General features: G+C 33.6%; 22 protein-coding genes. 9 read left to right on the top strand and 13 right to left on the bottom strand.

The genetic code is table 11. The features are described from left to right. Positions 1–158: 158 nt before the first annotated feature. From JI747_RS05780 to JI747_RS05760, 5 genes are all read left to right on the top strand, one after another. Positions 159–1,325, top strand: coding sequence for a T9SS type A sorting domain-containing protein (locus JI747_RS05780; protein ID WP_225686941.1), 1,167 nt, complete (start codon positions 159–161; stop codon positions 1,323–1,325). A 124-nt stretch (positions 1,326–1,449) separates the two neighbouring features. Further along, positions 1,450–4,101: a 4-alpha-glucanotransferase gene (locus JI747_RS05775; protein WP_225686939.1), complete on the top strand. Its 2,652-nt coding sequence runs from the start codon at positions 1,450–1,452 to the stop codon at positions 4,099–4,101. A 140-nt stretch (positions 4,102–4,241) separates the two neighbouring features. Continuing rightward, positions 4,242–5,252: a hypothetical protein gene (locus JI747_RS05770; protein WP_225686937.1), complete on the top strand. Its 1,011-nt coding sequence runs from the start codon at positions 4,242–4,244 to the stop codon at positions 5,250–5,252. A 180-nt stretch (positions 5,253–5,432) separates the two neighbouring features. Next, positions 5,433–5,900, top strand: coding sequence for a hypothetical protein (locus JI747_RS05765; protein WP_225686935.1), 468 nt, complete (start codon positions 5,433–5,435; stop codon positions 5,898–5,900). 127 nt (positions 5,901–6,027) lie between these two features. Next, on the top strand, positions 6,028–6,537 hold the full coding sequence (locus tag JI747_RS05760) for a ferritin (RefSeq protein ID WP_225686933.1): 510 nt from the start codon (positions 6,028–6,030) through the stop codon (positions 6,535–6,537). 94 nt (positions 6,538–6,631) lie between these two features. Here JI747_RS05760 and JI747_RS05755 read toward each other — a convergent pair whose 3' ends face one another. Beyond that, complete coding sequence (locus JI747_RS05755; protein ID WP_225686932.1) at positions 6,632–9,772, bottom strand: UvrD-helicase domain-containing protein; 3,141 nt, start codon at positions 9,770–9,772, stop codon at positions 6,632–6,634. A 182-nt stretch (positions 9,773–9,954) separates the two neighbouring features. On the opposite strand from JI747_RS05755, the gene JI747_RS05750 reads away from it, so the two are divergent. The 3 genes from JI747_RS05750 (at position 9,955) to JI747_RS05740 (ending at position 12,299) form a co-directional block, all read left to right on the top strand. After that, positions 9,955–10,701 (top strand): peptidase associated/transthyretin-like domain-containing protein, encoded by a 747-nt coding sequence (locus JI747_RS05750; RefSeq protein ID WP_225686931.1) that lies wholly within the window; start codon positions 9,955–9,957, stop codon positions 10,699–10,701. Continuing rightward, positions 10,702–11,499: a hypothetical protein gene (locus JI747_RS05745; RefSeq protein ID WP_225686930.1), complete on the top strand. Its 798-nt coding sequence runs from the start codon at positions 10,702–10,704 to the stop codon at positions 11,497–11,499. A 65-nt stretch (positions 11,500–11,564) separates the two neighbouring features. Then, a complete protein-coding gene (locus tag JI747_RS05740; protein ID WP_225686929.1) occupies positions 11,565–12,299 on the top strand; it encodes an SIMPL domain-containing protein in 735 nt (244 codons plus the stop codon). Positions 12,300–12,330: 31 nt separating this feature from the next. Here the strand turns inward: JI747_RS05740 and JI747_RS05735 are convergent, their stop codons facing one another. The 5 genes from JI747_RS05735 to JI747_RS05715 all read right to left on the bottom strand — a co-directional run bounded on the left by JI747_RS05735 (position 12,331) and on the right by JI747_RS05715 (position 17,325). After that, the gene (locus JI747_RS05735) at positions 12,331–12,843 is read right to left on the bottom strand and encodes a GNAT family N-acetyltransferase (protein WP_225686928.1); all 513 of its coding nucleotides are present in this window, start codon (positions 12,841–12,843) and stop codon (positions 12,331–12,333) included. 2 nt (positions 12,844–12,845) lie between these two features. Continuing rightward, entirely contained in the window at positions 12,846–13,067 is a 222-nt protein-coding gene (locus tag JI747_RS05730) for a PspC family transcriptional regulator (protein ID WP_225686927.1), read from the bottom strand. Between the two features lie 2 nt (positions 13,068–13,069). Then, complete coding sequence (locus JI747_RS05725) at positions 13,070–14,335, bottom strand: DUF2851 family protein (protein WP_317197614.1); 1,266 nt, start codon at positions 14,333–14,335, stop codon at positions 13,070–13,072. Between the two features lie 115 nt (positions 14,336–14,450). Beyond that, the gene (gene bshA, locus JI747_RS05720) at positions 14,451–15,608 is read right to left on the bottom strand and encodes an N-acetyl-alpha-D-glucosaminyl L-malate synthase BshA (protein WP_225686926.1); all 1,158 of its coding nucleotides are present in this window, start codon (positions 15,606–15,608) and stop codon (positions 14,451–14,453) included. 22 nt (positions 15,609–15,630) lie between these two features. Continuing rightward, positions 15,631–17,325, bottom strand: a complete 1,695-nt coding sequence (locus JI747_RS05715; protein ID WP_225686923.1) for a glycoside hydrolase family 3 protein — start codon at positions 17,323–17,325, stop codon at positions 15,631–15,633. Positions 17,326–17,440: 115 nt separating this feature from the next. On the opposite strand from JI747_RS05715, the gene JI747_RS05710 reads away from it, so the two are divergent. Continuing rightward, positions 17,441–17,980 carry a hypothetical protein gene (locus JI747_RS05710; RefSeq protein WP_225686921.1) on the top strand — a complete coding sequence of 180 codons (540 nt, stop codon included), beginning with the start codon at positions 17,441–17,443 and terminating at the stop codon, positions 17,978–17,980. A gap of 89 nt (positions 17,981–18,069) precedes the next feature. Here the strand turns inward: JI747_RS05710 and ribA are convergent, their stop codons facing one another. The 7 genes from ribA to JI747_RS05675 all read right to left on the bottom strand — a co-directional run bounded on the left by ribA (position 18,070) and on the right by JI747_RS05675 (position 23,522). Further along, positions 18,070–18,666, bottom strand: coding sequence for a GTP cyclohydrolase II (gene ribA, locus JI747_RS05705; protein WP_225686920.1), 597 nt, complete (start codon positions 18,664–18,666; stop codon positions 18,070–18,072). Between the two features lie 14 nt (positions 18,667–18,680). Beyond that, positions 18,681–19,139, bottom strand: coding sequence for a hypothetical protein (locus JI747_RS05700; RefSeq protein ID WP_225686919.1), 459 nt, complete (start codon positions 19,137–19,139; stop codon positions 18,681–18,683). Continuing rightward, on the bottom strand, positions 19,136–19,747 hold the full coding sequence (locus JI747_RS05695; protein ID WP_225686918.1) for a DUF4254 domain-containing protein: 612 nt from the start codon (positions 19,745–19,747) through the stop codon (positions 19,136–19,138). Before JI747_RS05695 ends, JI747_RS05700 begins: the two co-directional genes overlap by 4 nt. Positions 19,748–19,766: 19 nt before the next feature. Then, complete coding sequence (locus JI747_RS05690; protein WP_225686917.1) at positions 19,767–19,982, bottom strand: twin-arginine translocase TatA/TatE family subunit; 216 nt, start codon at positions 19,980–19,982, stop codon at positions 19,767–19,769. Between the two features lie 29 nt (positions 19,983–20,011). Then, positions 20,012–21,574, bottom strand: a complete 1,563-nt coding sequence (locus JI747_RS05685; protein ID WP_225686916.1) for a murein hydrolase activator EnvC family protein — start codon at positions 21,572–21,574, stop codon at positions 20,012–20,014. Beyond that, positions 21,571–22,416 carry a DUF4292 domain-containing protein gene (locus tag JI747_RS05680; protein WP_225686915.1) on the bottom strand — a complete coding sequence of 282 codons (846 nt, stop codon included), beginning with the start codon at positions 22,414–22,416 and terminating at the stop codon, positions 21,571–21,573. The genes JI747_RS05685 and JI747_RS05680 overlap by 4 nt, the downstream gene beginning before the upstream one ends. An 89-nt stretch (positions 22,417–22,505) precedes the next feature. After that, positions 22,506–23,522 (bottom strand): sugar phosphate nucleotidyltransferase, encoded by a 1,017-nt coding sequence (locus tag JI747_RS05675; protein WP_225686913.1) that lies wholly within the window; start codon positions 23,520–23,522, stop codon positions 22,506–22,508. Between the last annotated feature and the right edge of the window lie 87 nt (positions 23,523–23,609).

The following is a 23,609-nucleotide window of genomic DNA, read 5'->3' as shown; positions in this document are numbered from 1 at the left end:
GATCTATTTTGTAGAGATTTATTATTTAAAATCGTTGCTTAGATTCCTACGGAATGAGAAAGAGAGTAGAATAACTATTAATTAAAAATTTTTCAAATTCAATCTATAAATTATGTAACTTAGTCATACTAAAATGATTAAAGCAAAATTTATATACTATGAAAAAACATTTATTCCCTTTATTTTTACTTTTGATAGGAGCAAATGCTTCAGCACAACAGGATTTTTTCGCTTTGGTAGGAAAAGACACTCCAAATATTGTTTTCAATGATTTCCGTGCTATTGACGGAACAAAAGGTGTTTCCGGTGAAAGTATTTTTACAGAAACGTCTTCACCAAAAGTATTTTCGCAGATAAGAAACGGCTGGGTAACTGAAGATAAAAATGCCTACAATAATTCTCAGACTGCCTCAATTGCGACATTAGCATACGATGCTTTCAGTAATAATCTGGTGTATATGCCTATGTTTTCATCGAATATTTATGTTTTAAATGCGAAAACAAAAGAAATTACACTGGTGGAAAATGATATTGTGAGAGTAACTTCTTGTGATATTAATTCACATATCACGAGAATGGCAACCGGATATGACGGAAATATATATGCCATTAATAACTCAGGAACTCAGTTCTTACAGATCAGCAAGAAAGGAAATCGTTACGTAGTTAATGATCTAGGAATTATTAAAGATGATCTTGATAATGCAAAAAATTCTTTTACAGCTCTTGAAACTGGTTTTGGAGGCGATATGATTGCAGATGCAGAGAATAACTTTTATGTTTTTTCAGCTTCAGGCAATGTTTTCAAAATTTCAACAAAAGAACTAAAGGCTAAATTCGTAGGAAAGATTTCTGGAATTCCTGAAAATTATTCGGTAAATGGTGCTGCAGTGAACTCACAAGGTAAAGTCGTTGTTGCAAGTGCAAAAGGAGCTGCTTTATACGAAGTTGATCTGAAAAATCTGCAGGCCAAGCAACTTGCCGGAGAGCAAAACCTGCATATTTATGACCTTGCAAGTAAATATTTTGCAAACGATAGAATGACTTCTGGCAATGCCTTGGCAAATCTGGATATTTATCCGACTCGTGTAGATGAGCATTACATTACTGTAAATGTAAATGATAAATCGGTAAAAGGAAAGCTTACAATGACTGTTTTTGATTTGTCCGGAAAAAGTATCATGAAGCAGAGTTTATCGGTAAGAGATGGTTCATTAAACCAGCAGGTGTATCTCAAAAATTTAGTGAACGGAGCTTATTTGATCAATATTACTGATGAATCCGGAAAAGCATTATTAAACAAGAAAATTTTAGTTACAGAATAATCTTTAACTTTGTCTAAAACTTAGAAACCTTTTCAAGCATTTTGAGAAGGTTTTTTAATGAATATTTGATATTTATTAAATTTTATTTTTAGAGATTATAACGTATTTTTATAAAAAAATATAAATGAAGCTATACTTTAATGTAGGTTATAGAGCTAAAGTTGGAGAAAAGTTGCAGGTCGTCATTCATGAAGGAGGTACTGCGTCTCAAACTCATTCTATGTTTTATACAGAAAACGATTTGTGGAAATGTGAAGTGGATTACTTTTCAAAATCGGCTTCTTATCAATATCAGTTGGTGGATGGCAAAGGAATTCTTTTGAGAACAGAATTTGTTAAACATCATCTTAATTTTCCGCACAACTATAAAGAATTCATCATTTTTGATGAGTGGAATAACAAAAACTTCCCCGAAAATTACCTGAATAATAAAATTCTTTACAATAAGCTGAATCAGTTTTCTCCGGAGAAAATTACTGTCTTAAAAAAACATACCCATTTATTCAGAATTGAAGCTCCTATTTACAATCCGAACTGGAAAATTGTATTGTTCGGAAGTACTGCTTCTTTAGGAAATTGGGATTATAATAAGGTAATTCATTTATCTCAGACAGACTTTGGAATCTGGGAAGCATCTGTTGAAATTCCTGAAAATGAATATATTCAATTCAAATATTGTATTTACGATATCAATGAAGGAAAAGTGATTGATGTGGAAAATGGTGAAAACAGATTCACAGTTCCTAATCAATCAAAGGAAATTCTGCAGATTGTCTCCAATCATTATTTTAAATTCAAATCATACCAGATGTACCATGCAGCAGGAGTGGCGGTTCCTGTTTTTTCATTAAGAACCAATGATGGTTTTGGAGTGGGAGAATTTTCTGATATGAAAAAACTGGCAGACTGGACGAAAGAAACGAATTTAGGAATCATTCAGATTCTGCCGATTAATGATACAACGGCTAATTATTCATGGACGGACTCTTATCCTTATGCAGCTGTTTCAGTATATGCTTTGCATCCGCAATATATTTCATTAGAAAATCTTGATTTTGAATTACCGAAGGATTTAGTTGAAGAATTTGAAACAGAAAAAGAATCATTAAATTCATTAGAATTAATTGATTACGAAAAAATGATTTCTGCGAAATGGAAATATTTGAAAGCTGTTTTTACTGAAGATAAAGATAAGATTTATAAAGACAGAGGTTTCAAAAAGTTTATAAAAGACAACGAAACCTGGCTTCTTCCATATTCTGCATTTTGTGTATTAAGAGATAAATATAAAACTCCGAATTTCAATGAATGGAAAACCCATAAAAAATATATTGCAGGTAAAATAACTCCTTTCTTTAGTACTAAAAGTAAAGATTATGATGCTGCAATGCTTCATGCTTGGGTACAATATCAGCTCCATAAACAGTTAAAAGATGCAATAGACTATACTCATAGTTTAGGGATTTCTGTAAAAGGAGATCTTCCGATCGGAATTTACCGGTACTCTGTAGAAGCATGGACGGAACCAGATCTTTTCGGAATGGATTTTCAGGCAGGAGCACCGCCGGATCAGTTTACTGCATTGGGACAAAACTGGGAATTCCCTACCTATAATTGGGAAGCCATGAAGGCTGATAACTATACCTGGTGGAAAAACCGATTCAAAGCATTGGAACAGTATTTCGATGCAATGAGGATTGATCATATTTTAGGATTTTTCAGAATCTGGAGAATGCCGGTTTCAGCTACACAGGGTATTTTAGGATATTTTTATCCTGCAGTTCCGGTGATATTGGAAGAATTTAAAGCCTGGAATATTCCTTTTGATTTCAATCGATATTGTAAGCCATTCATCAATGACCAAATTCTTTGGGATTATTTTGGTGAAAATAGCGGAAAGGTACTTGAATTCATCAACAGTAATCAGGACGGAACTTATTCATTTAAAGAAGAATTCGATACCCAGCGAAAATTAGCAAATTTCTTTAAAAAAAATCCGCAGGGTGCAATTGAAGAACAATTACTTGCTCTGTGCGCGAATGTGTTGTTCTTAGAAGAAGAAAGAGACGGACAAAAAGTATATCATCCGAGATTTAATGTATATGGCACAGACTCTTATAAATATTTAAGAGAAGAAGAGAAGCAGCCTATTTATGATCTTTACCACGATTATTTTTTCAGAAGACAAGATCATCTTTGGTATGAACAGGCGATGGAAAAACTTCCGATGATACTGAATGCAACAGAAATGCTTATCTGTGGAGAGGATTTAGGATTGGTTCCTGCCTGTGTTCCTGTAGTAATGGATGAATTAGGGATTATTGCCCTGAAAATTCAACGAATGCCGGCAGAAAATATTCCTTTTTATGATCCGAAAAATGCAAGTTATCTGAATGTTGTTACAGCTTCTTCACATGACAGTTCTACCTTAAGACAATGGTGGAAAGAAGATTCAGCTTTAATTCAGAAATACTTTAATCAACAATTAATTCAATATGGAAAAGCACCTGAAGAATTGGATTCTTATTTAGCTGAAATCATTATGAAACAGCATCTTTATAGTGAGGCTATCATGGCAATTTTCCCTATTCAGGAATTTTTGGCGACAGACCCGGAGCTTACCAATCCAAAAATTGATAATGAAAGAATTAATAATCCGGCAGTATTTCCACATTATTGGCGGTATAGAATGCATCTGAATCTTGAAGAGCTAAAAGAAAAACAACTTTTCAATAGTAAAATCTCAGATTGGGTGAGAGATAGTGGAAGGATGTAAATTTAACAATTGATTATCAGTTGGTTAATAATAAATTAAAAGAAGTTTTATCGTGAGATTTAACTTCTTTTTTGTATTCATATCCAAAAGATAGAATAAAGATATTCTACTATATTATAACCAATTAACAACTATTTGAAATGAAAAAAATATTAATAGGTTTTGCCATGAGTTTTGCGGCTTTGTCGTTTGCTCAGCAATATCCAAATAATGGATGGGGCGATGATGACGGATATTATCAGAATGACGGATATTACAGTGATCAGGATGATCAGAATTATTTCCCTGATGATTATTATTACAACTATCCTCAAGATTATTATCCTCAGGATTATTACCAAAGTAACTATAACGAATACAGGAACAGCATCGTAAGTATCAATTGGAATGTCTTTTTTGCTCAGAACAGATTGTCTCGTTTGCAAATCGATCAGGTGCTGAGACTGAACAATCTATATGTAAGTTTCTCTACGTGGAATAATTTTTACAGATATAATCCGGACAGATGGTATTACGATAGATTCTATGCATTGGAAAGAATTTTGGGTCCTAGAGTTTTTGTGACTTTCCAAAATAACTATTATAGAGGATACAGCCCAGTTATATACTTCCAGAACTATAGAAGAACACATTATGCTGCAATCTGCAGACCGATGCCTAGATACAGAAATGTGAATATTAATATTTACAGAGTAGATAGAGCTAAATTCAGAAGAATGGATAATCCGACCATTAGTATTGTGAGAAGCCAAAGACCTAATAACGGTTTCAGAGGACCTGTAAGAGACGGAAATAACGGTGGAGGATTCCGAAATCAGAATGAAGTCAGAAATAACAATTCGGGTTTCAGAACTGATAATGGAGGAGTGAGAAATAACGGCGGTTTCAGAGGAAACGGTGATGTGAATGGAGGGGTAAGAAATAATAATGGAGGCTTCCGCAGCGAAAGAGCTGATAACAATGGAAACAACGGAGGATTCAGAGGTGGTGATGTGAGAAGAGAAAGTACTCCAAGAAGAGAAAATAACGGGGGAGGTTTTAGAAATGAAGGAGGCTCCAGAAGAAGTGAAAATGCAGCTCCAAGAGAGCAAAATAGAGGAAATGAAAACCGAGGAAACGGTGGTTTCCGAAACGGATTTGCGAAAAATTAAATTTTCATATATTTATATTTAAGTGGTGTGAGGGCAGATTTTAGGATCTGCTCTTTTTTTTATTTTATGATTTGTTATTTAATATTAAAATTTAACATTATTTATGTATTTTTTTAATTTAACTTTCATTTTAACTAATAATCAAAAAGATATAAAATAAATAATTAAATATTTTTAAAGATGAAAAAATTAATTTTAGCGATAGCATTTATCGGAATGGGAAGTTTTGCAATGGCACAACAAACGAATACAACTCCGCAGGAAAGAGAAGCAAAAAGAGCGGAATTTCAACAGAAAAGAGCTCAGAAAGAACAGGAGCATATTGATCAGATGCAGAAAGATCTGAATCTGAACCAGTCTCAGGTAGCACAGATCAAAGCGTTACAGGAGAAAAGAAAAGCTGAAATGAAAGCTGAGTTTGATAAAAACAAAGAAGTAAGACAGGCTAGAATGGAGGAGATGAAAGCTAAAAGAGCACAGATGGATGCAGATATGAAAAAAATCTTAACTCCAACCCAGTATGATAAATGGCAAGCTGACAGACAAGCTAAAATGGAGCAAAGAAGAGTGGCGATGAAAGACAGAGGAATGAAAGGAGGAAAAATGATGAAAAAGCCGATGACTACGGCTGCTCCCGAAGCAAATTAATAGTTTATAATTTTGATTTTTTAATGTTAGAAGGGCGGATGTATTTCCGTCCTTTTTCTATTAATTTTAATTAAAATTTTTGATTTCGGGCTTTTATTCCCTAATTTTGACTATAAATTTATTACGTATGGTTAGCGAGAAAATTGCAAAATTAATTAACGAACAAATAGGTAACGAACAATATGCTGCTCAATATTATCTTTCAATGTCTGCTTGGTTTTCAAGTAAAGATCTTGACGGAATTGCCAATTACTTCAGAGTTCAGAGCAAAGAAGAATTGATGCATGCCGATAAAATGTTTGATTATTTAAATGATGTGGGAGGTGAAATTATTATGGGAGAGATTGCAAAACCCCCTCACGAATTTGAAAATGCTACAGATATTTTTGAAAAAGCATTGGCTCATGAGAAAATCGTAACAAAAAGTATTTTTAATATCGTAAAAAATGCTAACGAAGAAGGAGATTTTGCGACTACTTCATTCTTACAGTGGTTCATCAACGAGCAGGTAGAAGAAGAAGCAAGTGCATCACAGTTGGTGACTAAAATCAAAATGGTATGTGATAATCCTTCTGCATTATATCTTTTTGATCAGGAATTGGCTCAGAGAGTTTTCACTCCGGATCCGACAGCTTAATTGGACTTTAATTTATTAATAATAAGTTTCGGCGGCATCTTCGATGCCGCCGAAACCTTTTTTATAGATGTTAGCTGATTCAGCGAGTTGAATCCTATAAATAAATCAGCTGTGTCTTCAAAACTTTCCTTCCTAAGCTTTCCAGAATTCGTTTATAATTCTCAATCTGTTTATCATTTTTCTCGGTTTCTTCTCCCGTTTTAAAATCTACAATAATATACCCTTCATCACTCTTCAGCATTCGGTCGGGTCGATACATTCTGCTTTCTCCATTTTCAGAAATCATAATATCCTTTTCGTTGATAACGTCCCATTTTTCATCAAAAAATTCAGAATAGGTTCTGATAATTTGTTCTAAGGTATTTTGAATCTCGTCTTTTTCTTCTATTGTAATTTGTCCCTCTAAAACATAACTTTCCAGCACTTTGGTAATGTCTTTTTCGGTATTGATTTTCGATAATAATTCATGAACGAAAAGTCCAATTCTTACTTTCTCATTTCTTACCTGATAATTTTTGGAAGGTGTCGCAATTTTGATTGATGTACTTTTTTCGTTGATATTTTTTAGATTGTTGATGTTTTTAGTTTCAAACTGTGAAGTTTTATCTTTGGTATGCTTTATCAGCATTTCAGGATAGGTTTCATACAAATCAAATTCATCAAGATTTTCGGTGTTTTTAGATTGTAAAAACTCCAGAAGCTCAAGATTATTTGATGTTTTATTAGCCTTTTGAATATAAAAAAATAACTGTTCTACAGGTCGTGTTGTAGCAACATACTGTAAACACAATCGGTCGACTAAATTTTTATAAGCATTCTGTTTGTTGAATTTTTCAATCTCCTCATCATAGACTTCAAGATTTTTACTGAATTGATTGATATTTACTGATTTCAGAGCAGTATTCTCACTCGTTTCAAACCAGTTGGTAAATTCAGCATCACGGTTTTTATTCATCATCGGAATAAAGACAATCGGAAACTCTAAACCTTTTGCTTTATGAATGGTCATGATCTGGATAGCATCGATATTTTCCGAAGCCTGAATGGTATAAGAAGAAGCTTCCTCATCCCAATACTTTAAAAACTCTTTCGTACTTGCACCTGCACTTTGGGTGAAATTAAAAAGCATTTCTAAAAAGTTCAATAGGAAGTCGGTCTCTTTATTTTCAACAGAAAACTCATTGATATAATATTCTACAAAATTATACAGATTGAATCTTGGGAAATTATCCTGTCTGAGCTGTAAAGAATATTTCTTTTGAATGAACTGTGAAATTTCTTCATGGGTTTCAATCTCCAGAATTTCTTTCATTTCCAGTGTGAAATCTGCCATGTGAATTCTTCCCAGTTTATTCAGATGATACATCATCATGATTAAATTAGGCTTGTTCTTTGGATTGGTTTCCCACTTTAAGAATTCAATGACCGCTTTCAGGGTACTGGATAATTCCAGCGTAAGTCCTTTGTCGGAAATCGTTTTAATATTGGTTTCTTCGCCTCTATAATTGACCTTCAGATTTCCTAATTTTTGAGAATAACTGAAAATATCGAAATTTCCCCGACAGAGAATGGTGATGTCAGAAAATTTGAACCCATTATTCAGACTTTCCTGAATGTCTTTCTGCATTCTTGCAGAAGTATCGGTATAGAACTCTTCGTTGGTAAGATTTTCTATTAAGTTCACCTTTACACGACCATCAATTCCGGATTTTGGGTTTTGCTTTCCATCGGTTCCGAAAATATTTTTATGCTCTTCATTCAGCTCTCGGGAATGAAATTCATACAATTCATTATTGAACTGAACAATGTTTTTGGCGCTTCGCCAGTTATCTTTCAAAACTAAAAGTTCCGCTTCTTTAGGAGCGATTTCTTTTTTGTTGATAATATCCAGCATCAATTTACTTTTGCCACCGCGGAAACGGTAAATACTCTGCTTAGGATCACCTACTAAAGTAAATGAAGTATTTTCCGTAGAAACAGAATGATCTCTTAACGGAACAAAATTCTGCCACTGAAGCTCTGAAGTATCCTGAAACTCATCAAAGAAATAATGCTGAAACTGAGAACCTACTTTTTCATAGATGAAAGCAGATGGTTCGTTTCTAAGGTTTTCATTAATAAGAATATTAAATTTTGAAAGCAAAACCAGATCATTTTCCTCCTCAATTTTTTTCAATTCGTCCTGAATGTCTTTGTTTACTTTTAAAGGAAGAAGAGCCGATAAGATTTTCTCTTTTTTCTGGGTTTCAATATATAAAAGAATCAGCTGCATTCTGTTTTCAAGCAGTTGTTCCAGAATTTCTAAGATTTCAGCTTCCTTATTTTTTGATTTTGTGGCAGCTCCTTTTCTGTAATTATTAACAACAGATTCTTCGGCAGTCGTAGGAAAAGGAAAACCGGCTCTTTTCTGATTGTAAAAATCTAAAACTTTAGTGAAAAATCCCCCAATTCCGTTTTTTCCCTGTGCAAAATCTTCAATCTCAATATTTCTTGATTTAAAAAGATCAATGGATTGTGTGGCAAGTTCTGAGGCCTGCTTTTTATTTAAAATAATCTCTTTCCGGAGCGTATTTTTGATGTTTTCATAATTCGTATTGTCGAAATCTTTGTTGCTTTTAAGATGTTCATAATGAATGTCTTTTACAAATTCTTTCGCCGAATCATAAAGGTTTTTATTTAAATTAATTCTCTCGTTATTTTCTAAACTGTAATCTATATAATCCATGAAAGAATTCGAGATAACGTCGTTTTCTCCGATCTGATCAAGCATTTTATCAACGGCTTCTATCAAAAACGGTTCAGCTTCGATCTCAAGGTTGAAATTTTTTGCTAATCCCAATTCATAAGAGAAACTTCTTACCAGTCGCGAATTGAAACGGTCAATCGTTCCGATGTTTAAAGTAGAGTAATTGTGAAGAACATAATCCAGCAATTTTTTTGCTCTCAGATGCAGTTCATCAATCGTAATTTTCAGTCCTTCCTCTTCAAATGCCTTTTGGATGTTTTTTAAATCCCCGTTTTCAGCAAAATTCTCGGCGGTAAAATTTCCCAGCCACGACAAAATTCTTTCCTTCATTTCATTGGCTGCTTTGTTGGTAAAGGTCAACGCTAAAATATTCCTGATCGACTGCTGCTGATTAGGATACCGAAGACAGATCATCAAAAGCCGCTGAACAAGTGCATAAGTTTTCCCTGAACCCGCTGAAGCATTGATAACTGTATAAGAATTTTGCATTTTTTGAATAGAATTGAACCTGCAATTTAGTTAAATATGGCTTAAATTTTAACAAATTTCGGGGGCTATTTTAACAGTTTTGATTTTAAAACTCTAAAAGAATTGCTAAAACCAGTTAACTGTGGTTAAACTTATGGTTTGCATTAAAAATAGCTTTAGCTTTGCTTTATAAAAAACTGTCCGTGAAAATAAAGTTACTTTTTACTTTTTTCGTCTTATTTTTCATCAACATGAATGCCCAAAACTATATTTTCGGTAAAATCAATACTGAAGATGGGGTAGAATTAACTGATGCTACGGTAATCAATATAAGAACTAACGAGACTGTTGTCTCCAATAATGACGGTCATTTCATGATTTCCGGAAGAGTAGGTGATGAACTCCGTTTTGTAAAGGTTGGCTATGAAAGAGTAAGTAAAAAAGTGAGTGAAGATAATCTAAGTTCTTCACTACAGGTTATTTTGATAAAAGCGGCTACCCTAATTGATGAGGTAGAGATCAAAAAAGGAATAACCGGAGATCTGAAGATCGATGCTAAAAATTTAAATCAACAGAAAAAAGTTCAAAAGCTGAAAAATGAACTGGCTCTTTATATATCCCAGAAATCTGATCCGAGGGTTTTGGCGGCGAGACCTGGACAATTTGTTCAGCCTAAAGGAGAAGGCTTTTCTATCGGAAAAGTTAAAAATAAATGGGATGATGTAGACTTGATGAAGTATCTGATTTCTGCGTTGGGAGAACAGTATTTTATAGATTTAAAAATTGAAAAGCCTTTAATCCAGAATTTTATTTACTATGTTTTTGCAGGAGGTTTTGAAAGAAAGAATATTTTAAAATACGGGTATTGCAGTGATGCGGATCTGATGAGGTTTCAACGTGGAGTATTGGTAAGAATATCTTCTTATAGGGCTCCCCAAACTCAAAAGTAAATGATGAAAGCTTTTTTAGGTGTATTATTTTGCTTTATCGGGACTTTTATTTTTGCCCAACAAAAAATTTCCGGACTCGTTTTGGATGAACAGAACCTCAGTCTAAGTAAGGTTTTGGTCATCAATATTTCGAACAATACGAGTGAATATAGTGACGCTTTGGGGAAATTTACCATTGAAGCCAATTTAGGAGATGAAATCAGGTTTGTAAAAGAAGATTTCTATCGATCACAGATTCATGTTTCCGAAGAAAATTTTAAAACTAATCTTACTATTTTTCTTAAACGTTCGGAAATATTGATTCCCGAAGTGAAAATTGAATATAAACCGACAGGAGATATTAAAAAAGACAGCAAATATCTAAATGATTCCAGAAAATTAGCATCTTTAAAATCTTCAATGGAGACTTATATGAAATCTCCAATGACGGAGGCTGTACCAACAAATACAATCCCAAAAAGCTTTGAAGGACATGATTTCAAGGCGGGTCAGGTGGATGTTCTGGGAATGATTGCCGGAGCAATAGGACTGGCCAAGAAAGCAACTAAACCTAAGATTACAACGCCCAATTTCTATGAAACGCAAAACTTTCTTCAAAGAGTTAAAAATGAAGTCGATTTAAATTTTTTGAAAAAATATGGAATGGATGAAGAGCAGATCGATAAATTTCTTGTTCATGCAGAGAAAGTAAAAAAGCTTTCTAAAAGATACAGGAAAGATTTTAAACTGGGAGCTATTTCTTATGAATTGCAGGCTGTCTTTGCAGAATATCAGAAAATAAATAAGTTAAGTGATTAATTAGCCGATAATAATTGCACTTCGGAATAATAATTGATGATTGAGTATCAAATCACAGATACAAAATGAATAAAACTATTATTGCTATTGCAGTTGCTTCACTGGGCTTTATTATCGGCTTAGGACTTTTAGGAAACGCTATCAAAAACCGGAATAAATCTGAAAATACGATTTCTGTAACCGGTTTAGGTACCAAGCAATTTACTTCAGATCTTATTACTTGGTCTGGAAGTTTCTCAAAAAATAATATTGATTTGAAATCGGCTTATGACGAATTGGCTGCAAGTAGAAAAATGATTAATGACTATTTGCTCTCAAAAGGAGTGAAACAGAATGAAATTGTTTTTTCATCTGTTGATATTCAAAAGCAGTTTAGAAATTATACTGATTCTAATGGGAATAATGTTCAGGGAGAATTTTCAGGGTATAATTTAACTCAGACGGTTTCCATCGAAAGTAAGGAAGTCGCTAAAATTGAAAACCTTTCCAGAAATATTACTGAAATTATCAATCGCGGGATTGAATTTACTTCTTCTTCACCTTCTTATTTTTATACCAAGCTTTCTACTGTAAAACAGGAAATGATTGCTTCTGCAACAAAAGATGCTAAAGAACGAGCTGAAAAAATTGCCGAAAACTCAGGAAGCAGTTTGGGGAATCTTAAAAAAGCGACAATGGGAGTAATACAGATTACCGCTCCAAATTCAAATGAAGATTACTCTTATGGCGGAACTTTCAATACGTCTTCTAAAGAAAAAGAAGCGAGTATTACCATAAAGCTGGAATATCAAGTGAACTAAAAAAGCCGGAATTAATTCCGGCTTTTTTTATTTAGTGATAAACGATATCGTAAATTTCTTCTTTAATTTCTTTTATATTCTCGGGAGAATAGTTTGCCAGAAGCCAAAGTTTAAGAGTATTTTTTCCTTCACCATAACTTGGTTGCACATACATCTCATCGATCAGTTTGAAATTATTTTTCTGATAAAATGCATAACGTCTTTTAGCATCGTCTCCTAAATGTTCAGGCTCTATTTCCAAAATAATTCTAGGATAATTTTCAAATAAATAACCGGTAATATAAGAGCCTAATTTCTGACTTCTGAATTCTTCGAATACCTCGAAATGTTCTACGAAAACAAAATGACTGAGCTCCCAGATAATCAGATATCCAATATTTTTTGCTTCATGCATTACAGAAATCACTTTTACATTCGGATGACTGAAAAGCTGGATAAAAGGAATCCAGTCCCTTCTTTCATCTTCCGGAAATGTGGTTGAATAAGATTTATAAATTTCCTGAACTCTGTAATCTTCAGGAGACGTAATTTGTAGAAATTCCATAGTTATAAATCAAAAACATTAGGTCTTCGGGTAATAAAAATATCTTTAATCCAGATGGTAAATGCTAAACCCAGGTAGATGAGAAAGAAAAAACCGGCTGTTGCAAAAGTGGAATAAATGAAAAATATTCTTAATCTTGAAACGGGAATTCCCAGTTTAGCTCCTGTTCTCGTAAGAACACCAAACCATTCTCTTTCCATTTTATGTCGGATGTTGCCCAGCATTTTTATATCTCTTTTAAAATTTTAAAACCAATACCGCAATTTAAGCAATTTTTCTTTTCACAATTGCTTTTGAAGTGATAAATCAGACTTTGACTTTCTAAAGAAGTTGAAGTTTTCATTTTCAGTTTTTCCCAGTTTTTGATCACTGTATTTTTTTCGGGAGGTAAACTTTTATAAAATTTTATAATTTCATCAGATATTTCTTCATGATGGTACTTGTGATAGGTATATTTTATCGGTAATACGGTGTTGAGAATTATCAGATTGATAAAATCTTTGCTCATCATTTTAGGCTGGTTGATAGTTGACTTTTTTCCGAAATTGAATTTATCATCCCAATATTCTGAAGCTTTTATCTTGTTAAAAATTTCGTACAGTTCTTCGCTACTTTGTGCCAAGATCATTTTTGAAAAAAGATTCTGATGCTGAAAATAAAGATCTGCCAGCTGAGAAAGCCGGATGGTAGGAAAGTTCGGAGGTCTTAATCTTAGAAATTTAGGATGAATTGTAATCGCAGGAAGTTGAAATTTTGCAGTGAGAAAATCAAATTCGCGTTTCCATAGATGCATTTGGGTATCAATCGGTTTTTCAAGCCAGCCTGAAATCCCGAAAAATAAAGCTTCAAGCTGGATCTTATTTTGTCTGATTTTATTGATAATGGAAAAATCTATGCTCTCCGCAATCTGTTTAAAAATGAATGCATTTACTTTTAGTCCGAAAGAATAGGCGAGATGATGGAAAAGTACGGCCTCGAAATTATTTTTTGATTTTTCAAGATCCTGTTCAATGGAGATAGATTTTTCCTGAAGCTTTTTTAAAACATTTTCTTCATGAAAGAAAAGGGGAATTTTATTAGGAGTAAAAAGATGTTTACAAGAAATAAACTTATTTCCATTAGTGAATTCTTTGTACTTATTAATATTGCGCTCATCAATATAATTTATAAGCTCTAAAGTGGGAATATCTTTATCCGTAAATTCTTCAATTTCAATGTCATGCTGAAAAACAACATGAAGAATGATATTCTGATAATTAGGATCATGAGAATGCTGGTGAAAAATCCAATCAGAAGATTTCACATGGAGTTCAATGTTTCCGATAAGAATTACATTTTTAGCTTTAATGGTTGCCATGAGAAAGTCGGGTCCGGAATCGGTATTCCATCTTCCGAAATTCAGAATTTCAACAGGGTTTCCATGGGTATCTTTAAAATCAAAATTGTTGAAAACCTTAAAATTCCAAAGATATTGGAGAAGCTTTTCGTTCATAATTTGTGTTTGTGCACTGCTAATTTATGAATTTAATACATTCATTAGTAATGAAATAAAAAAAACTGTTCAGAATTACTCTGAACAGTTTTGATTTCTATATGTAAACCGAATTTTACTGAGAGACTGATTCTTCAGTGGTCAGCTTAAAGTTTTCAATAGTCGTTTTGTACATTTCTTCGTAAATAGGAAGGATGTTTTTTAAATCAAATTTTACTGCCTGCTCTTTTGCATTAAGCTTCATTTTTGCTAAAAGTTCATCGTTGCTTAATAATTTGATACAGTAATTACTCATCGCTTCTACATTTCCTATTTCGGCTAAGAATCCGGTTTCTCCCTGAATGTTCACCTCCGGAATTCCTCCTGCATTTGAACTGATCACCGGAGTATAAGCAGCCATTGCTTCCAATGCGGCCAAACCAAAACTTTCCTGCTCAGAAGGCAATAAAAAGACATCGGAAAGCTGAAGAATTCTATAGAGATCATTGACTTTTCCTAAAAGACGGATTTTTGAAATCAGCTCTGGATTTTCTTCTAAAAACTGATTGATTTTCTCCATATCCGGACCTTCTCCAATGATAATCAATTTAGATTTTACCTTTTTCTCAACATTTTTAAAAATTTGCAAAACTTCTTCAACACGTTTTACCGGTCTTAGATTGGAAACGTGAATTAAAATCTTCTCATCAGGATTCGCAAATTGTGTTCTCTGGCATTCATTGCATTCGTCAAATTCGGAATTATCGATGAAGTTGGTAATCACCTGAATTTCCTTTTTAATATTGAAAAACTGCAGCGTATCTTTTTTTAAACTTTCTGAAACTGAAGTGATGGCGTCAGATTTATTGATTGAAAATTCTACCGCATGTTTATAGCTAGGATGTTGTCCTACTAAAGTAATATCAGTTCCGTGAAGTGTGGTTACCAAAGGAATATCATTATTATCTTCACGAAGCATCTGTTTTGCCGTAAAAGCTGCATACGCGTAAGGAATTGCATAATGAGCATGAAGGAGATCTAATTTATATAAATTAACAACACGATAGATCATCGAACTTAATGCAATATCATAAGGTTGATATTGAAAAAGGGGATAGGTCTGAACATTTACTTTGTGAAAGAAAATATTCGGATTGGTAATATCTAATCTTGCAGGCAGCGCCGAACTGATAAAGTGTACTTCATAGCCTTTGTTGGCAAGTGACATTCCGAGTTCTGTTGCTACAATTCCGCTTCCTCCGTAGGTTGGATAGCAAAGTATACCTATTTTCATTTTATAGTTTGTTTGGTAGGGACTAATTATTTGATTTTGCTTTCAGGTCGATTCCCATTCCTGGTTTCAGTTTATCATTGACTAAAACAGGAAGTCTGCCTGAAATTTTTGTTTTTCCGTTAAGTGCGTTTGCAGTTGCTGTCATAGAATCATCATTGTTTTCATAAGAGATCAATACCGTTGAAATTTTTGAAATATCAATGTCTTTCAAGGCATAAGCGCTTCCGAAAACATTCAGGATTACATTTTGTTTTTTAGCTAAATCTTCTATGATCTTTTTGGATTCTGCTGAGATCTTATAAGGCTTATAAGCCGTAGAATTATCTTTGTGAAGACCCACAATTACCGTAGCATTAGCCGGAATTGTACTGATTTCGTTTGACTTTTTAATAGTAATATTTGATCCTAATTGGTTGGCGAAAGTCTGATACGGAGCTTCTTCCAATGGAACGTAATAAATTTGTTTTCCGGTTAACGGAAGGAGTTTTTTATCATCCTTTAATAAAGTCAATGCATTTGAATACAGATTCTGAACTAACGTTTGATGCGTATCATTATTTAAGTCAAAATTGATGTTTTCAGGATCTTTAGGGGAATATTGATACAATCCTAAGAAATATTTTGTCAAAAGGATTTTCTTTACACTTTCTTCTACTCTTGATTGTGGTATTTCTCCGTTGTCAATCGCTTTCTGAATCAGTTTTTTTCCTTCTGCAACACCCTGCGAGAAAAGCATGATGTCATTTCCTGCTTTAAAAGCCATTGCATCAAGTTCTCCCGGATTGTATTTATTGGCTACAGCTCCCATGTTCAGAGCATCTGTAATGATCAATCCTTTGTAACCTAACTTCTCTTTAAGTAATCCTGTAATGATATTCTTTGATACGGAAGCAGGAATTCCTTTTCCTGATTCCAGGCTTGGAACATATAAGTGAGCAACCATTACGCCACCAATTCCTTTATTCATTAAAGCTTTGAAAGGAGCAAGCTCAATCGTATTAAGTCTCTCTAAATTATGTGAAACAACCGGAAGGTCAAGATGTGAATCTGTATTGGTATCTCCATGTCCGGGAAAATGTTTGATCGCAGCAAGGATATTGTTATCCTGAAGTCCGTTTGAGTAAGCCAAAGCAGAACTGATTACATTCTGAACTTCAGAACCAAAGCTTCTGTTGCCGATAATTGGGTTGTTTGGATTGGTATTGACGTCTACAACCGGTGCGAAATCCCAGTTAATTCCCATTCTCTTACAATCTTCCGCAATTTTTGAAGACATCTGATAAATCAGGTTTTTGTCCTGAATAGCTCCTAAGGTCATTGCCCAAGGAAATTTGTGTGCCGCTGCGATTCTTTGATATACTCCCCATTCTGCATCCATTCCGATCATTAAAGGGACTTTAGATTTTTGCTGAAACTCATTAACAAGGTTTATTTCTTTCGCTGCATCATCCTGCATCAGAATTAAACCTCCGATTTTATCGTTTATGACAATATTTCTTACCTGATTGATGTGACTGTCATCCTTATTGGTATATAATGCGACAATAAAAAGTTGTCCCAGCTTTTCATCTTGTGAAAGACTATTGTAAGTTTTATTTACCCATTGTTGTGCTTTATCCAAATAGGCCTTTGAAGTGTTTTTAGGCTGGTATTGAGCATTTGCCATACTGCCTATAAACAGAAATATGATGAGTAAATTAAATACTGATTTGTTCATAATTTTTGAATAAGAACAAAAATACGATTAAAAAAATCACAGTAAAGAATGTTTTTGAGTTTTTTGGTATATGTTTTGAATACGTTTTATAAATAAATAACTAAACTTTTATAAAATGAAAAAATTCTTTCCGCTTTTAATGTTAGCTTTTGTAAGCTTATTCATATTCAGCTGTGATAATAATGATAACAATACTCCATATCAGGATAACGATACGTATCCTATAATGAGAGATGCTACAGGAACGTTTTCTTCTTCTGGTAGTAACCCTTTTACACTTATTATGGATATTAATATCCAAAGTTCAGATGTGGTTTTAGTATATAGAAAAGTAGGGAACTACTGGCAAAGTGTACCTAAGACCTATTATTTAGATGATGTACAAAATTTGCCTACAGGAAGAGAACTAGATTATAATTTTCAATTTAATACAAGTGAGGTAAGGATTAGTACAGCTGCTAACTTTAATCAGTCTACTCAAATGACATCTGCAGAAACAAATCAGTATTTAACTAATCAGACATTCAGAGTTGTACTTGTTCCTGCCAGTCCGGCAAAAGGAACTGCAGCTACAGTAGATTACAGCGATTATAATGCAGTTGTAAAATATTACAACCTTGATGAATCTAAAGTGATTAAAACGAAAGTTAATTAATCATTTCAGTCAAAGAAATATCTTTTCAGTTTTTTTATAAATAATTAAAAAAGAAAGCTCCGGGAGAAATCCTGGAGCTTTTGATTTTACTAGTTATCATTATCATCAAGCAGATGACCAAAATAATCTTTCTTTGTTTTTAAGTATCCTTTACTTATTTCATTAGCCGGAATTTGTAAAGGGATTCTTGAATTGAGGTGTATGTTACTTTCTGTAACGTATTTTACTTTCTCAGGATTGTTGGTAAGAAGATTAATATCTTTTATATCCAAAAGGTTTAATATTTCTATGGCAACCCCAAAGTTTCTGTCGTCTGCAGGAAGGCCTAGTTTTAGGTTGGCTTCCACGGTGTCAAAACCTTTTTCCTGAAGAGAATATGCTTTTAGCTTATTGATGATGCCAATATTTCTTCCTTCTTGTCTAAGGTAAATGATGATTCCACCGTTTTCGTGAATATATTTCATAGCAGCATCTAATTGCTGACCACATTCACATTTTTTTGAATGGAAAACTTCTCCGGTTATACATTCTGAATGAAAACGTACATTAACTGGTTTGGAAAAATCTGTATTTTCCGCTATAATTGCCATATGTGGCATCCAGTCATTTTCGTTTTCTGAGAATGCAATCATTCGGAAAGTACCATGTTCTGTGGGAACGTTGGCTTCCGCCTGAATTTTAATCATTAATAATTCTCATTTTAATTTCCTCTTAAAGAGTCTTCTATTACCGAGATATTCGTTTTAAGTCTTACCAAGTATCTATTCAGAACTTCGTCATCGTCTTTACCAAGGCTGGATCTTAATTTCTGAATTTTTTTATAGGATCTCTCGAAGCTTTTGACAGCTCTGTTTTTTCCGGCTATATTATTGGATTCGATAGCGTATAAATAATTTTGAAGGCTGTATTTTAAGCTTGTCACTTCTTCATTTATACTATTACTCTTGAATGTAGGAAAGGTTGAAATTAAATTCGATATTTCTGAGGCATTTACATTTTTCTTTATATTGATCTCAAACGATTTTCCTGATCCTGTATTGTTGTCAGAACCTTTGGATTCGCTATAGAAATTACTTGTCAACGGGGAAAGATTAAGCTTTTCCGTTGCACAAGAAGAAATCGTTGTGATCAATATTCCAAAAAAAAGTAATTTTTTCATTTTTGCCCCTTTTGATAAAGGATTGGGTTAAGACTTTCATCGTTGTACATTTTCATTTGTTTGTACACTTTCATCTTAACGTTACCGTTCTCAATATCAGTAAGCAACTGATTGATAGAAGTCGATAAATCCTCTTTTTGCATAAGAAGAACGTTTAATTTTTCTTGACAATTTAAACGATGCTCCTCAGAGGCAGATTCTCTATTAGCTTCTAACGACATGTGATAAATCTTTAATGCAAGTATCGATAATCTGTCTACTGCCCAAGCGGGAGTTTCCGTATTGATTTTTGCATCAGATTCAGGAATTATACTTTCATATTTTTTTAAAAACCAACTGTCAATAAATTCCACCAAATCAGTTCTTTTCTGATTGGATTGGTCTATAGTTCTCTTCAGCTGAAGAGCTTCAGTCGGATTAATATTTTCATCTCTAATTATATCTTCCAAATGCCATTGAACGGTATCAATCCAGTTTTTTGCATACAAAATCCGTTCCAAACTGTCTTTTTCGTATGGATTATTGATTAGAGTGTTGACATTATCATGTACGTGGTAGTCTTCAATAGATTGATTGAAGATATTCCATGCGATTTCTGTAAAATTCATTTAAAAATGAGTTAGAATTTTAGTTGCTAGAAGTCGTATTATCGTTTGAAGTATTGGTTTTGTTTTCAGAACCAGGTTTGTCTTCTTCTTTTACGGCATCTTTAAATTCTTTAATACCAGAACCAACTCCTCTCATTAATTCAGGGATTTTTTTACCTCCGAAAAGTAGTACAAGCAATATTGCTACGATTAGGATATGTTGCCAAGATAAGGCTAATATTGTTAATGTGTTCATTTCTAAAATTTTTACAAAGTTAAACTTTTTTAGTAAGAAACCCAACCTAATGGATCAACTGGCGTGCTGCCGTTCCATACCTGGAAATCAAGAGTATACGTGCCGTCAAAATCCTGGGCTACTGTACCTACCGGAGTACCCGCAGAAACCTGTTGGTTTTTAGATACAGAGTTGCTACTCAGGTTAGAATAAAGGGTGAAATAATCACCGTGCTTTATAATTACTGTTTTTGTTCCGTCCGAAGCCTGCAGTATAGAAGAAACGGTTCCCGGGAATACACATCTTGCAACGGCACCTTTCGATACGGATATTTTAATTCCGTTATTTTCTTCCATAATGTTTTTGAACACAGGGTGTGGCTGTCTTCCGAATCTGTGAGTAATGGTTCCTGCAATTGGCATTGACATTTTTCCTTTATTCGATGCGAAATTATTTCCGGCAACGGTAGAAACTCCAAAGTTTGTCATCGCTTTTGATTCTGCAGCTTTTTTATCAGCTTCTTTTTTTCTCGCTAATTCATCTTCGGCAGCTCTTGCTGCATTTAATTTGTCAGTTGCTTCTTTGGCTTTTAATGCTGCTTCATCAGATGCTTTTTTAGCTGCAACCTTTCTGGCTTCATCTCTGCTGTTAGATTCTGCTTTTGCAGCTTCTTCAGTACGTTTTCTTTCTTCTTCTGCACGTTTAGCTGCTAGTTCTGATGCTTTTTTAGCTTCCGCTTCTGCCAGTTTTCTTTCTCTTTCTAGTGCTTCTGCTTTTGCTTTTGCCTCTGCTTCAATTCTTGCTTTTTCTCTATCAGCAGCAATCTTTGCCAAACGGATTTTTTCAGCTTCGGCTTTTTTTCTGGCTTCTTCTTCTACTTTTGCTATTCTTATTTCTTCTGCAATAATCGCTCTGATTTGGCCTTCTAAAGCTTTGGATTGAACTTGTTTTTGTTTTAACTCTGCAGTAATTTTAGCTTCATTCTTTTTGAATTCTGCAACCAGTTGTTCCTTTTGTACACGTTCTGCATTAATGGTGGTCAAATCTTTTTTCTGTGTCGTCAAAAGGTTTTCTTTTTCATCTGCAGATTTCTTTTTCTGGGCAATAGACTTTTGTATTTGTGTGGCAGCGGTCGTTATTTCAGCTGCTTTTTTATCCTGATAATCTGAATATTGTTTCAGGTATTGTACTCTTCTAAGGGCTTCACCCAAGTTTTTTGAAGAAAGGATAAAGGTTACTTTGTTCTGTACCCCTTTATTTTTATATGCGTTTACTAAAACTTCAGCGTAGTTCTTTCTTAAGATGGCAAGTTCCCTGTTTTGACGATTGATCTCTAATTGACGTAAGTAGATCTCATCTTCAATGAATCTCTTTTCTTTTTGAGTGTTATTGTAAACTTTTTCTCTTAAAACTAATTTTTTATTGACATTAGTGAGATAAGCAATGGAAAGCTTTGATTCGCTTCTTGTTTTTGCTAAATCGGTATTTATCTGTGCAATTTGTTTTTTAAGTTCGGCGTTCTGTTTTTGTAGCTGTTCTTTTTTTTGCCCATCTTGTCCGTAGTGCAATCCAAACAACAAAATACCTATTAAAAAGCTAAATTTTTTAATCATTTAATCTCAATTTTCTTATAATTAGATGGTACAGAATAGCGTGTATCCATCCTCGAAAAATCAAATTTCGTATTTTCCAGTAAAATTTGACTGTTTTTTGATCCTTTTATAATTATTTTAACATTTTTTGGAAGGCGAATTTCATTCTGATAAGTTTCCCAGCCATCATACAAAATTTCCATAGAATCGTCGGAGTTTGCATCCTGCAGTTTAGTATGGATAAGATCGTAATCTGGAGAATATTGAAGGACAATTTTATATTCTCTGGTCGTTTCTCCTGTTTGTATTTTTATATTGGAAATTGAGGCGAGTTGATACCCCTCCATATTTTGAGTAAGCCGTGAATTTCGACCTTTAATGGTAAAAAAAGTTCTTCCTATCAACAGGTTTTCTAAATTTTTATAGTCTATGAAATTTACATTCAGTAAATTATTAAGATAATCGAAATCAGAATCAATATAATTTTTATTGTATTTATCCATTGCTTTTATTCCTTCCGGAGTAATAAGCGCACGAGCGGCATTGATGAATAAGAAATTGATTGATGCAAATATTTTTTTATCTGTTTCTATATAAATAGTAGCATCTAAAGGACTTACTTTGATATTGTCAGCGGTAATTTTACTGCTTATTTTTAGAGATTCAAATTGAGGGTGAATATAAACTTTTTCATAAAAAGCGAGAGGATCGTGTATGTTTTCACCAACATCAACAGGTTTGTCATCTTTAGGTTTTTCGACTTGAATACTGTCTTTTTCTCCCGCATTTTGTTCAACGGTTTTTCTGGTCTTACAGGAAAATAAAACCAGAATAAAAAGTACTGAGGCGATCCATTTGTTCATATTCAAATTTAAATAAATGCTTTGCAATATTAACGCCAAACCACACAAAACATTTTGTGTGGTTTGGCTATTCTATTAAATCAGAAGGATTATTTAGATAAAAAATCCAATACTGAATAGTCTCCTAATGAAATTTCTCTCGCTACACCGAAATACTGAGCCGAATTTCCAATCATTGAATTGGACAAGTTACCATGATTGATTTTGGTATTTTCCTGGATCAATGAGTTTTCAATATTAGAGTTCACTATTACGGTATTGTTTCCTAAAGAAACTCCGGGACCGATTTTAGAGTTTGAAATTTTTACATTTTCACCAATAAAGCACGGCTGAATAATCAAAGAATTCTCTATTTGGGCAGAAGCCGGAAAGTGAGACATCTCTTCTTTTTCGTATTCTAAAATTTTGCTATTGGTTTCTACGGTAGCATTTTTGTTTCCGCAATCCATCCAGTCATTTACTTTTCCTAGTGTAAACTTTGCCCCTTTAGCTCTAAGATTTTCCAATGCCGTTGTTAATTGATATTCGCCACCGTTTTTAATATCATTTTCCATGATATAGTTGATTTCGTCCATCAGTTTTTCAGCGCTGTTGAAGTAATAAATTCCAATAATTGCCAAGTCTGAAACGAAAGTTGTCGGTTTTTCTACAAAATCTGTAATAAATCCGTAGTTATCCAATTTTACGACTCCAAAAGCTGAAGGATCTTCTACGCTTTTTACCCAGATTACACCGTCTGAGTTTTTATCTAAAACAAAATCTGCACGGAATAAAGTATCTGCAAAAGCAATCACAACATCACCACTCATCGATTGCTCTGCACATTTGATTGCATGAGCTGTCCCAAGAGGATCGTTCTGATAGTAAATGCTTCCTTTTGCACCTAGTTTTTCAGCTATATGAATCAAAGATTTTTCAATCTCCGGACCAAAATCTCCTATAATAAATGCTACTTCTTCAATTTTTTCGCCGGCAACTTTAGCAATATCCTCTACCAATCTTTGTACAATCGGTTTTCCTGCAATAGGGATAAGAGGTTTTGGAACAGTTAATGTATGTGGACGCAATCTGGAACCACGTCCAGCCATCGGAACAATAATTTTCATAAACTATATAAATATGTTTTTTTAGTTAGTTTTTAATAATAAGGTTAAAGATAGGAATTAATATCAATGATGAAGTATGATTTATAT

Source organism: Chryseobacterium tagetis (assembly GCF_016735585.2).
In the GTDB taxonomy this organism is placed as follows: domain Bacteria; phylum Bacteroidota; class Bacteroidia; order Flavobacteriales; family Weeksellaceae; genus Chryseobacterium; species Chryseobacterium tagetis.
The sequence above is the reverse complement of the archived record's forward strand: the minus strand, read 5'-3'. Positions and strand labels throughout refer to the sequence as shown.

Bases quoted from the DNA above. Each gene is read 5' to 3' on its own strand.
- JI747_RS05780 (WP_225686941.1), top strand. From the start codon at position 159: ATGAAAAAACATTTATTCCCTTTATTTTTACTTTTGATAGGAGCAAAT.
- JI747_RS05775 (WP_225686939.1), top strand. From the start codon at position 1,450: ATGAAGCTATACTTTAATGTAGGTTATAGAGCTAAAGTTGGAGAAAAG.
- JI747_RS05770 (WP_225686937.1), top strand. From the start codon at position 4,242: ATGAAAAAAATATTAATAGGTTTTGCCATGAGTTTTGCGGCTTTGTCG.
- JI747_RS05765 (WP_225686935.1), top strand. From the start codon at position 5,433: ATGAAAAAATTAATTTTAGCGATAGCATTTATCGGAATGGGAAGTTTT.
- JI747_RS05760 (WP_225686933.1), top strand. From the start codon at position 6,028: ATGGTTAGCGAGAAAATTGCAAAATTAATTAACGAACAAATAGGTAAC.
- JI747_RS05755 (WP_225686932.1), bottom strand. From the start codon at position 9,772: ATGCAAAATTCTTATACAGTTATCAATGCTTCAGCGGGTTCAGGGAAA.
- JI747_RS05745 (WP_225686930.1), top strand. From the start codon at position 10,702: ATGATGAAAGCTTTTTTAGGTGTATTATTTTGCTTTATCGGGACTTTT.
- JI747_RS05740 (WP_225686929.1), top strand. From the start codon at position 11,565: ATGAATAAAACTATTATTGCTATTGCAGTTGCTTCACTGGGCTTTATT.
- JI747_RS05735 (WP_225686928.1), bottom strand. From the start codon at position 12,843: ATGGAATTTCTACAAATTACGTCTCCTGAAGATTACAGAGTTCAGGAA.
- JI747_RS05730 (WP_225686927.1), bottom strand. From the start codon at position 13,067: ATGCTGGGCAACATCCGACATAAAATGGAAAGAGAATGGTTTGGTGTT.
- JI747_RS05725 (WP_317197614.1), bottom strand. From the start codon at position 14,335: ATGAACGAAAAGCTTCTCCAATATCTTTGGAATTTTAAGGTTTTCAAC.
- bshA (WP_225686926.1), bottom strand. From the start codon at position 15,608: ATGAAAATAGGTATACTTTGCTATCCAACCTACGGAGGAAGCGGAATT.
- JI747_RS05715 (WP_225686923.1), bottom strand. From the start codon at position 17,325: ATGAACAAATCAGTATTTAATTTACTCATCATATTTCTGTTTATAGGC.
- JI747_RS05710 (WP_225686921.1), top strand. From the start codon at position 17,441: ATGAAAAAATTCTTTCCGCTTTTAATGTTAGCTTTTGTAAGCTTATTC.
- ribA (WP_225686920.1), bottom strand. From the start codon at position 18,666: ATGATTAAAATTCAGGCGGAAGCCAACGTTCCCACAGAACATGGTACT.
- JI747_RS05700 (WP_225686919.1), bottom strand. From the start codon at position 19,139: ATGAAAAAATTACTTTTTTTTGGAATATTGATCACAACGATTTCTTCT.
- JI747_RS05695 (WP_225686918.1), bottom strand. From the start codon at position 19,747: ATGAATTTTACAGAAATCGCATGGAATATCTTCAATCAATCTATTGAA.
- JI747_RS05690 (WP_225686917.1), bottom strand. From the start codon at position 19,982: ATGAACACATTAACAATATTAGCCTTATCTTGGCAACATATCCTAATC.
- JI747_RS05685 (WP_225686916.1), bottom strand. From the start codon at position 21,574: ATGATTAAAAAATTTAGCTTTTTAATAGGTATTTTGTTGTTTGGATTG.
- JI747_RS05680 (WP_225686915.1), bottom strand. From the start codon at position 22,416: ATGAACAAATGGATCGCCTCAGTACTTTTTATTCTGGTTTTATTTTCC.
- JI747_RS05675 (WP_225686913.1), bottom strand. From the start codon at position 23,522: ATGAAAATTATTGTTCCGATGGCTGGACGTGGTTCCAGATTGCGTCCA.